Origin of the sequence: Peribacillus muralis, assembly GCF_001439925.1 — a bacterium.
In the GTDB taxonomy this organism is placed as follows: domain Bacteria; phylum Bacillota; class Bacilli; order Bacillales; family DSM-1321; genus Peribacillus; species Peribacillus muralis.
This window is the reverse complement of record NZ_LMBV01000011.1, coordinates 287-10,931: the sequence shown is the minus strand read 5'-3', so window position 1 is coordinate 10,931 and position 10,645 is coordinate 287. Positions and strand designations below refer to the sequence as shown.

Genomic DNA, 10,645 nt, shown 5'->3' with positions numbered 1-10,645 from the left:
GAGCCGGCTTTTTTCTTGCTGATTTTGATGGAGTAGTTCCCCTTACTATCAGCGGTTGCCGTTCCGATGTTTTTATTGTTTTGCTTCAAGGTAACGGTTGAACTCACTTCCGCTTTACCGGTTACTTTGATTGCGCTGTCGCTTACTTCATTCACTTTCGGTGCATCAGGGGCGGTTTTATCGAGAACCGTCACGGTAGTTGCCTTGCTTTCCCGTTTTGCTAAGTCGGTAGCTGTGACGGACAGTTTAGAGCCAGCACTTTGTTTGCTGATTTTCACGTTGAAATTCCCTTTGCTGTCCGTGTTTGCTGAGCCGATCACTTTTTTCGCACTGTTTTTGACCGTGACTTTCACCTCGGCTTGCGATTGACCCGTTACATACACGTCTTTGTCACTGACAGGCTTAACAGTTGGATTTTTAGGGGTTGCCCCTTTATTCACGAATACTTTGATTGTAGATACTGCTAGCTTGGCAGAATCAGAGATATTCACAGTAAGCATCTGCTCCGCTTTTTGGACCGGAATTTTGATTGTGAACGTTCCGTTGGCTGAAGCTGTTGTTTTACCTAGTGATTTACTTCCGCTTTTCACTTCGATTGCCGAACCTTTTTTAGCCGATCCAGTCAGTGTTGTTTTGTTATCGAATACAGGATTGACTATCGCTTGTAGATCCACTGCACTTAGTGCACTGTACGCATTCAATCTTCCATATCCTGATACTAAATCTTTGCCGACAGGCAGTTCTTCTTCTGGTAAGATGATTTCCCCGTCTTCATCTACATATTCCTCAGTAGGGTATGCATTATCTTCTTCATCAAATTTCACATATTCCGATGTATCATGAAGGATTTTCCTTACATCATTGATTTTCAACCCAGGGTTTGCGGATAGTAACAGAGCTGTAGCTGCCGCAACATGGGGAGCTGCCATGGATGTACCATCCATATACGTAACATTTCCATTAGGCACAAGACTTGGAATGGCTGTCCCAGGAGCGACCATGTCCAACTCGAATCCATAATTGGAATAATCGGATACTAAATCAAGGGCATTGGTTGCACCGACGGAAATCGCATATTTGGAGGATGCAGGATAAGATAAAGCTTCCACCCCATCATTGCCGCTTGCCACGATAACCATTACATTCTTGGCAGCCGCGTCCTTCAAAGCATATTCAATCGTCCTGCTGTATTCTCCGCCCAAGCTAAGGTTGATCACCTTGGCACCCTTATCGACGGCATATTTTATGCCTAGGGCAATTTTTTCATTGTCTCCATATCCCGAAGAATCGAGGACCTTAACAGGCATGATTTTTGCTAATGGATTGATTCCTTGCATGGAATATCCATTATTTGCTTTGGCAGCGATGATTCCGGATACATGTGTTCCATGGCCATTGTCATCGACTGCATTTCCTTTTTTATCGATGAAGTTTTTACCTAAGTCCATGCGAACGCGATCTTGTAAATCGGCTAGTGAATCATCGACACCCGTGTCAATAACCGCTACTAACGTTTCCTTTAAATTACGTTTTGTAATCAAGTTCTGCAGTTTTTCGTTATCGATGTCCGCGCCAGTGATGCCTTCTTCTCCACCAGCATTATTCAACGACCATTGATACGGTGACTGAATGTCGGCTGAAAGAGCTTTATACGTTTTGACCGGTTCGATAAATTCCACTTCTGGATATTTTTCGATGGTTGATAGAGCAGCAGAGGCCTTCGTGTGGGCTTCGTTCTCTAACTCAACGACGTACATATCATCATACATTGGCTCTTGCTTCTCGGGAGTCGATAATGTTCCATATCCTTTTACCTTGGATTGGACGGAGCTTAATGACTTCCCAGGTTTTAGTTTAACGATGTATTTGTTTTTTGTGTTTTTTGAAGCTGGCAGCTCGATTCCTGCTTTGCTTGCGATATTGACGATTTTCTCACCTGCAAGATTATCAAGATCGATTTTCTTTGCCAGGCTGTCCATATCCTTTTTCAATCCAGCCGGTGCGGCATCCGCAGCCATAGTGAACAATTCTTTAATAGCTTTTTGCTGATCTTTGTCAATGTCTTCGGTGGTGCTTGCTCCGTTTTCATTAATGTCGTCAAACAGCGGCTTAATCTCGACTAAATATTTATACGCGGCATCCCTCGCTTTTTTATTGCTAGCCAGATGATAGGCAAGGAATGGCGAAGCTTTATAGTATAAAGAAGAAAGGCTGCGTCCCTCAGAGGACGTCGTGAGAACTTCATCTCTAAACACACGGAGTGATTTCAACAATGCTTCACCCGTTTTTTTGTCGTACGCACTCACTTCGACCGGACATTCTTCAAGTCCCATCTCCTCTTCCCCGGCGGATGGCGGCAAGGTTACCGAATGGGCATTGATGGAATATCCCGCTTCATTTTTGGCATCCGGGATTGGGTTTCCTTCATCATCCGTTTCGCCTAAATATTCAACTTTCACATAATACGTTCCTTCCCAGGCATAAGGGAAATCAATTACCGCTTTTTCATCCGGATAAGAAGAAAACCAATAGTTGCTCTCATCCTTTTCGGCTTTTTCCTTACTTGGATAGACGGAAATATTCAAAATTTTATCCGAATCGACCTCAAACTCGACATGGGAGAATTTTTGGACTTCTTCTGCTGTCGGGGTGATTTGGTACCAATGAACATCAGGTTTTTCAAACTTTCCGTCCAACGTGTCTCCATTTTTTATCGTTTTTACATTTTCAATCGATGTAGTTGAAGCATGTGAATTTTGTGGAATCATCAAACTGAAAATCAGGGCAAAAATAAGTACAAACACTGTCATTCTACTAGCATTGTTAAGTTTCACGTTTTTACCTCCAATATTTGGTTAAAAAAAAATATAGTACTATACTAAACTATCACACTGCAAAATTTTATCAACCAATTTTTTCCCTTTTCTATGGAAAATGCTGATATATGTGAGCGCCGAACGGAAAAATGATTCCCACGTACCAAGTTAGCGACATAATTGGAATCTTATGGACAACTCCTGATGATTTTATCTGAAACCGGCTAACACAAACATTACTTAAGTCCTGTTTTGTCCGTAAAAAAACTGCCCCTGCATGAACTCATGCGGAGCAGTTTTCACTCGAGTTATTTTAATTTGCGACGATATTGACTAATTTGCCTGGTACGGCAATGACTTTACGAATCGTTTTCCCATCGATTTGTTCTTTGATGGAATCATCACCCATCGCGATCTCTTCCAGTTTTTCTTTCGTGGTGTCAGTCGGCACCATCAGCTTCGTTTTGACTTTCCCGTTGATTTGGATGACGATTTCGACCTCGTTATCCACCAACTTCGCTTCATCGAACGCCGGCCATGTTCCGTAAGTGATGCCTTCGGAATGACCTAGTTTAGACCAAAGCTCTTCGGCGATATGCGGTGCAACCGGTGCAAGCAATTTAATGAAGCCTTCAATATACACTCTAGGAAGCGCATCGGCTTTATAAGCATCATTGATGAATACCATCAATTGTGAAATTGCCGTATTGAATTTCAATTCTTCATAGTTCTCGGTCACTTTTTTAACCGTTTGATGATAGATTTTCTCAAGCTTGCCGGTGTCATCCGTTTCAGTCATCTTATCGGTCAACGTTCCATTATCGTTAACTAATAAACGCCAAATACGATCAAGGAATCGGCGCGAACCGTCCAATCCGTTCGTGGACCAAGCAATCGATGCATCCAATGGACCCATGAACATTTCGTACATGCGAAGTGTATCGGCACCATGGCTTTCCACGATATCATCCGGGTTCACGACATTTCCTTTGGATTTACTCATTTTTTCATTATTCTCGCCAAGGATCATTCCTTGGTTGAATAGGTTTTGGAATGGCTCCTTCGTTGGCACGACACCGATATCGTACAGGAATTTATGCCAGAAACGAGCGTAAAGCAAGTGAAGCACCGCATGCTCGGCACCGCCAATATATATGTCGACCGGCATCCATTCTTTCAATTTCTCCGGATCTGCAAGTGCTTCCTTATTGTCCGGATCGATATAACGAAGGAAGTACCAGCTGCTACCTGCCCATTGCGGCATCGTGTTTGTCTCACGGCGGCCTTTCCGTCCGTTTTCATCGGTTACGTTCACCCATTCAGTAATGTTCGCAAGTGGAGATTCACCAGTACCTGATGGCTTGATGTCTGTCGTTTTCGGTAAAATCAAAGGAAGTTCCTCTTCCTTCACTGCAGACATCGTGCCGTCTTCCCAATGGATGATCGGAATCGGTTCACCCCAGTAGCGCTGACGGCTGAATAACCAGTCGCGAAGGCGGTAGGTTATTTTCTTCGTACCGATTTGTTTTTCCTCAAGCCATTTGATCATGGTTGAAATGCCTTCTTCTTTATTCAATCCATCAAGAAATTCTGAATTCATATGAAGGCCATCGCCCGTATATGCTTCACTTGTCACATCTCCGCCAGCGACGACTTCCTTGATCGGCAACTCGAACTTGACGGCAAATTCATAATCACGTTCATCATGGGCAGGAACGGCCATGATTGCACCTGTCCCGTAGCTGATCAACACGTAATCGGCAATCCAGATCGGCATTTTTTCGCCGTTTACCGGATTAATCGCATAAGCACCCGTGAACACGCCTGATTTATCTTTTGCCAAGTCCGTTCTTTCCAAGTCGCTTTTATGCTTCACTTCATCTAAATAAGCTTCAACTGCCGCCCTTTGATCAGCTGTCGTAATTTTTTCGACAAACTGATGTTCTGGAGCCAATACGGCATATGTTGCCCCGAATAACGTATCAGGACGGGTCGTGAACACCGTGAACGTATCATCAAAGCCGTCAATATTGAATGTAACCTCCGCTCCCTCGGAACGGCCGATCCAGTTACGCTGCATATCCTTGATGTTTTCCGGCCAATCCACATCATCCAAATCGTCGATCAAGCGGTCTGCATAAGCTGTGATCTTAAGCATCCATTGCTTCATCGGACGACGCTCGACCGGATGGCCTCCGCGCTCACTTTTCCCATCGATGACTTCTTCGTTCGCCAACACCGTGCCAAGTGCCGGGCACCAGTTAACGGCCACTTCATCAATATAAGCCAAACCTTTTTCATATAACTTCAAGAATATCCATTGCGTCCATTTGTAATAATCAGGATCTGTCGTATTGATTTCGCGATCCCAGTCATAAGAAAAACCAAGCGCCTTGATTTGGCGGCGGAACGTGTTGATGTTATGCTCCGTGAATTCAGCCGGGTCATTTCCCGTATCGATCGCATATTGCTCTGCCGGAAGTCCAAAAGCGTCCCAACCGATTGGATGTAAAACATTATACCCTTGCGCCCGTTTCATCCGTGCCAAAATATCGCTTGCCGTGTAACCTTCTGGGTGCCCTACATGAAGGCCGGCCCCTGATGGGTATGGAAACATATCAAGTGCGTAGAATTTGCGTTTGCCGCTTTCTTCACCCGTCTTGAATGTCTTGTTGCCTTCCCAATACTTTTGCCATTTCGTTTCTATGCTTCTATGGTCGAAACTCATTTGATTTCCTCCTAATTTACGTATAAAAAACAATAAAAAACCCCTCATCCCAAAATAGGGACGAGAGGATTATGTATATCTTCCCGCGGTACCACCCACATTGGCGATAATTACAATCCGCCCAGCTTCAAACATCCGTAACGTGGATTAAAACGACAGGCATTACTTTACACCTTCACACCTGTAACTCCAAGGCGAGTTCACGAACACCCCAGGTTGACTTGCACCATCCGTCAACTCTCTATACTGGAATAAAATCGCTACTGTTCCTCATCATAGTCTTTATGAGAATATTTGATTATATTACATTCTAGTCAATTTCACCGACAATTGCAATAGCCGTTCATAAACATTATCGACAGGTTTTTCATTATATATGCGAATTCAAGAAAAATCGTGCAAAAAAGAGAGCTATGCATGCATAGCTCCCTTGCTTCCCTTTAATGTCGCAGTAAAGTCATTTCATTCCTCAATTCGTTCAACTGCTGCTTCATCCGCGAAAGCATTTCCCGTTGCTGGTCATTCGAACTGGCATACAATCGTTCCATATCCGTCAAAGCCTCTTCTATATACCTTTGCGAATTTTGAAATTGTTCATCATCATAATGCTCTTGCCGTGAGGCCTCATTATATTCAAACTCTGCAAAATGGAGAGCCCCTTCACATTGCTCTAAAAAATGATCGACGGATTGTCTGGTTGCCATTTCAAACCCTCTCCTTCGCGTATCATTTGGATGATTTCTAATCATCTTGATTAGTTTGAGCAAATAACGAGAGGATTATCATCATTTTTTTGGATCATCACTTTTCCCAAAACTTCTCACCTTGATGGGATATGAAACGCTCGATCCAATCAGCAAAGCTCATATGCAGTTTCTTGCTTTCTTCAAAGTCATCGATATGTCCTTTTACCATGATATAATCCTTATCTCCCTTGGATACGGCTTCCCCGTTGATGACGATATTGTCTTGATATATGCAGGCCACCTTAAAGCATCCCTCATATGGCACTTCATATGTGTAATTAATGATATCCTCCAGGCTATATAAATCATTTTCCCCACCTGATTCTCGTTCGAACAGACGGCATCCATTGGTGATTTTTAAAAACTCCTTATAATCCTCGGGCAGCAGCAATCCGGTTTTCTTCTCAAAGGAATGTATGTCCTCATCTGAAGCAGGTGAATTGAAGGTACAAGTGGCTTGGTATATAAATCCATCTTCCTTTGCTTCGAATACCTGGTTTTTTTCGGCTAATCGCTTTTTCATGTGATTAATCGCTTCTTCAACTTGACCGGTCATGTCCATCAGCTCCCGATTGGATATAGTCTTACACTAAATGTCGAATTAGCAGCCAGAAATTCAGCCCTCAAGTATACATTATACGCTTATTTTTCAAAAAAAGACCTAGCTGCAAGAATGTTGTATAATATATGGTGCGCTTTATTAATACCAAGGAGGTTGCTGATTTGAATCAAGCAAACCCGTTTATATATGCAACGGATAACAAACGATATCATACATGGAATTACCACTTAAGGAATCACTTTGGACATAAGGTGTTTAAGGTTGCACTCGATGGCGGTTTCGATTGCCCGAATCGCGACGGCACCGTCGCACATGGTGGCTGTACCTTCTGCAGTGCTTCAGGCTCGGGTGACTTTGCCGGCAGCCGCGTTGAGCCGCTCGACGTCCAGTTCAAAAAAATCAGCGAAAAAATGCACCATAAATGGAAAGACGGCAAATACATGGCCTATTTCCAAGCGTTCACGAATACGCATGCACCCGTGGCAGAGCTTCGCGAGAAATATGAAAGTGTCTTGACGCAGAAAGGTGTGGTCGGGCTCTCGATCGCGACACGCCCGGATTGCCTGCCGGATGATGTAGTCGAGTATTTGGCAGAATTGAACGAACGCACTTACCTTTGGGTCGAGCTTGGTCTTCAGACGGTTCATGAACGGACCGCGACGATGATTAACCGTGCCCATGACTTCGATTGCTACAAAGAAGGCGTAGATAAACTGCGGAAACATGGCATCCGCGTATGCACCCATATCATCAACGGCCTTCCTCAGGAGGATTACGGCATGATGATGGAAACGGCCCGGGAAGTCGCCAAACTCGATGTGCAGGGCATAAAGATCCATTTACTTCATCTATTAAAAGGGACACCGATGGTCAAGCAATATGAAAAAGGCCTGCTCGAGTTTCTTGACCGTGACGATTATGTCAGCCTCGTTTGTGACCAGCTGGAAATAATCCCTCCGGAAATGATCGTTCATCGCATAACAGGTGACGGTCCGATCGACTTGATGATCGGTCCGATGTGGAGCGTCAACAAATGGGATGTCCTGAATGCCATCGATGCCGAATTGAAACGCCGTAACAGCTGGCAAGGGAAAAATCATCACAGGGAGGAACAAACGGATGAAGCTTGACCGCATCTTGCCTTTCGCAAGGATTTTGCTTGAAAAAACCGTGCAATCCGGAGATATCGCCGTTGATGGCACGATGGGCAACGGCTTCGATACAGCCTTTCTTGCCGGACTTACCGGTGAAACCGGACATGTCTATAGCTTTGACATCCAAAAAGAAGCCATCCAAAACACAAAGACCAAACTGGAAACCGAGGGTCTATATAATCGATGCACCCTCATCCATGATGGACATGAACAGCTGAATAAATATATCGGCAAAGAACATATTGGCAAGATTACAGGTGCCATATTCAACCTCGGTTACCTCCCGGGCAGCGATAAATCAATCATCACCAAAGCCGATACGACCATATCCGCCCTTGATCAACTGTTCGACATGCTGGCGCCGGAAGGCATCATCATTCTCGTCATCTACCATGGTCATCCAGGCGGATCACAGGAACGCGATGCACTGATCGATTATGTGCAGCACTTTCCTCAACAAAAAGCTCACATCCTGAAATACGGCTTCATCAACCAAGCCAATAATCCCCCATTCATCATCGCGATTGAAAAGAGATGAAACAACACCGTCCATTAAGAACGGTACTGTTCCAACATCGAAAATCAATACTGAAGAATTTTGATTATGGAAGTTATTTGCGGGGGTCGGACGGATTTTTGCAGTTTAGGTCGAATTATTTGGTCAGAGGACGAATTATTTGCGGTTTAGGTCGAATTATTTGGTTCGAGGACGATTTACTTGCGGTTTAGGTCGAATTATTGAAGCTTCAGGTCGAATTTTTCGCATAGAGGTTGATTGATTGGCGTTAGAGGACAATTTATACGGACGTAGGACGGATTTTGCACGTTGAAAGGAATGTAGGACGAATTAAGGGCATATTCAAAGCAGGTGGCCCTTTTTTGCCATTCACAGATTATGAGTTGCTTGAATATAGCTGCCGATCATTCATTTCGGCAGCTTTTTCATGTATCCAGCATAGCATTATATCCCGTTCAAACGACATACCCTAATATTTTCAGACGATTCTCAACAAAGCTCAGCGCATATTGGAATACATCATCACGTTCAGGCTCGTTGAAGATTTCATGATAAAGCTTTGGCCATTCCTTATATTGCTTTTCACTGGCCAAGTTATAGTTAAACCACTCGCGAACCGCTTTTTTATTGACGATCTTGTCGTCTCCGCCCTGCATGACCAAAAGCGGCACATCTTGAAATTCAGGAATCTCTTCAAAAGCATCCTTCATTGCCTGTGCAAGTTCACGATACCAGCGAACGGAAACCTTTGTGATGTATAGTGTATCATTTCTATCGCATTCACGGACCTCTGAGCTTCTTGTTGCCATTTCAGGAGTTAATCCCGAGTCGACCCTGAACTGGGGCATCACGAGATTCAAGCCATGTGAGATGCTTGCCAGGAACTTCGGAGGCTTTGTTACGAGTCCTAAACAAGGTGAAGATAAAATCACGCCTGCGATATCCCATTCCTCTTCTTGAAGAAGGCGAATCGAAATCAGCCCCCCCATGCTATGCCCAAGCAAAAAGACCGGGAGCGAGTATTCGTAGGCATCCTCTATCCAGCTTTTCACTTCGTCTAAATATTCATCAAAGGAGTCGATATGTCCTCGGTAGGCACGAGTGGTCATCCCCTGCCCAGGAAGGTCGCCCATGACGACATGATATCCGGCTGACAGCCACATTTGTGTTACCCACTTATAACGGCCATGATGCTCCATTGCCCCATGAATGATGACTATGACGCCTTTTGCGTCCCCTTCTGTCTCCCATTTCCACATTCGAATTCCCCCTTTCACTTTTAACATATTGTTTAGATCCATAATTGTTAAAATAATATAGATAAATTATAACCATATTCTCATTTTCCAACAAAAAAGAAAACTAACATGTTGTACATTCGTATTATAAATAGCCAAGTGTAATTGCATACGGTATATTAAAATAATACATAAAAACACTCACTTCGGAAAGGAAATGATTGAAAATGATTATTTATCCGTTTAAAGATAAGAAGCCGGAAATATCCAAAAGTGCTTATATTGCGGAAAATGCTGTCGTGACAGGCGACGTGAAAATTGGTGACGAATCGTCAATCTGGTTCAATTCCGTCATCCGCGGCGATGTGGCCCCAACCATCATCGGAAAAAAAGTCAGTATCCAAGATAACAGCGTCCTGCACCAAAGCCCAAATAATCCATTGATCATTGAGGATGAAGTAACCATTGGCCACCAGGTCATTTTACATAGCTGTAAAATCCGCAAAGGAGCCTTGATCGGCATGGGATCGATCGTACTTGACGCAGCCGAAATCGGCGAAGGAGCATTTATCGGAGCCGGCAGTCTCGTTCCCCAGGGCAAAGTCATCCCGCCAAATATGTTGGCCTTCGGACGCCCAGCTAAAGTGATTCGGGAAATCAACGCCGAAGATCGTCAGGACATGGAACGAATTGTACGTGAATACGCCGAAAAAGGACAATACTATAAATCGGCGGAACGAATACAGTAACTCACAAGCAATTGACTGAAAGATACGAGTATTTTACTTGAATTCACATTATTTAAGAGCTCTTATTAACTGCGACTTTTTCACATCGGACCCGAATTCGCGAGTAAACTTCTTGAATTCACGAATAAACGTACA

General features: G+C 43.9%; 8 protein-coding genes and 1 other annotated feature. Of the genes, 3 read left to right on the top strand and 5 right to left on the bottom strand.

Annotated features, from left to right (window positions below; all coding sequences use genetic code 11):
* The 4 genes from ASU00_RS14380 to ASU00_RS14365 form a co-directional block, all read right to left on the bottom strand.
* The coding region (locus ASU00_RS14380; RefSeq protein WP_236712744.1) for a S8 family serine peptidase at positions 1-2,834 on the bottom strand (2,834 nt) is incomplete at its 3' end.
* Positions 2,835-3,129: 295 nt separating this feature from the next.
* Positions 3,130-5,544 carry a leucine--tRNA ligase gene (gene leuS, locus ASU00_RS14375; RefSeq protein ID WP_057914165.1) on the bottom strand — a complete coding sequence of 805 codons (2,415 nt, stop codon included), beginning with the start codon at positions 5,542-5,544 and terminating at the stop codon, positions 3,130-3,132.
* 53 nt (positions 5,545-5,597) lie between these two features.
* Positions 5,598-5,830, bottom strand: a binding site (T-box leader).
* A gap of 154 nt (positions 5,831-5,984) precedes the next feature.
* Positions 5,985-6,248 (bottom strand): DUF2524 family protein, encoded by a 264-nt coding sequence (locus ASU00_RS14370; RefSeq protein WP_057914164.1) that lies wholly within the window; start codon positions 6,246-6,248, stop codon positions 5,985-5,987.
* Between the two features lie 97 nt (positions 6,249-6,345).
* Complete coding sequence (locus tag ASU00_RS14365; RefSeq protein WP_057914163.1) at positions 6,346-6,846, bottom strand: SMI1/KNR4 family protein; 501 nt, start codon at positions 6,844-6,846, stop codon at positions 6,346-6,348.
* Between the two features lie 167 nt (positions 6,847-7,013).
* On the opposite strand from ASU00_RS14365, the gene mnmL reads away from it, so the two are divergent.
* Both mnmL and mnmM read left to right on the top strand, forming a co-directional pair.
* The gene (mnmL, locus tag ASU00_RS14360) at positions 7,014-7,982 is read left to right on the top strand and encodes a tRNA modification radical SAM protein MnmL/YtqA (protein WP_057914162.1); all 969 of its coding nucleotides are present in this window, start codon (positions 7,014-7,016) and stop codon (positions 7,980-7,982) included.
* Positions 7,972-8,544, top strand: coding sequence for a tRNA 5-(aminomethyl)-2-thiouridylate-methyltransferase MnmM (gene mnmM / locus ASU00_RS14355; RefSeq protein ID WP_057914161.1), 573 nt, complete (start codon positions 7,972-7,974; stop codon positions 8,542-8,544). The genes mnmL and mnmM overlap by 11 nt, the downstream gene beginning before the upstream one ends.
* A 434-nt stretch (positions 8,545-8,978) precedes the next feature.
* On the opposite strand, the gene ASU00_RS14350 is transcribed toward mnmM, so the two are convergent.
* On the bottom strand, positions 8,979-9,782 hold the full coding sequence (locus ASU00_RS14350; RefSeq protein WP_057914160.1) for an alpha/beta hydrolase: 804 nt from the start codon (positions 9,780-9,782) through the stop codon (positions 8,979-8,981).
* A 209-nt stretch (positions 9,783-9,991) separates the two neighbouring features.
* Between ASU00_RS14350 and ASU00_RS14345 the strand changes: the two genes are divergently transcribed.
* Entirely contained in the window at positions 9,992-10,510 is a 519-nt protein-coding gene (locus tag ASU00_RS14345; RefSeq protein ID WP_057914280.1) for a gamma carbonic anhydrase, read from the top strand.
* Positions 10,511-10,645: the final 135 nt, after the last annotated feature.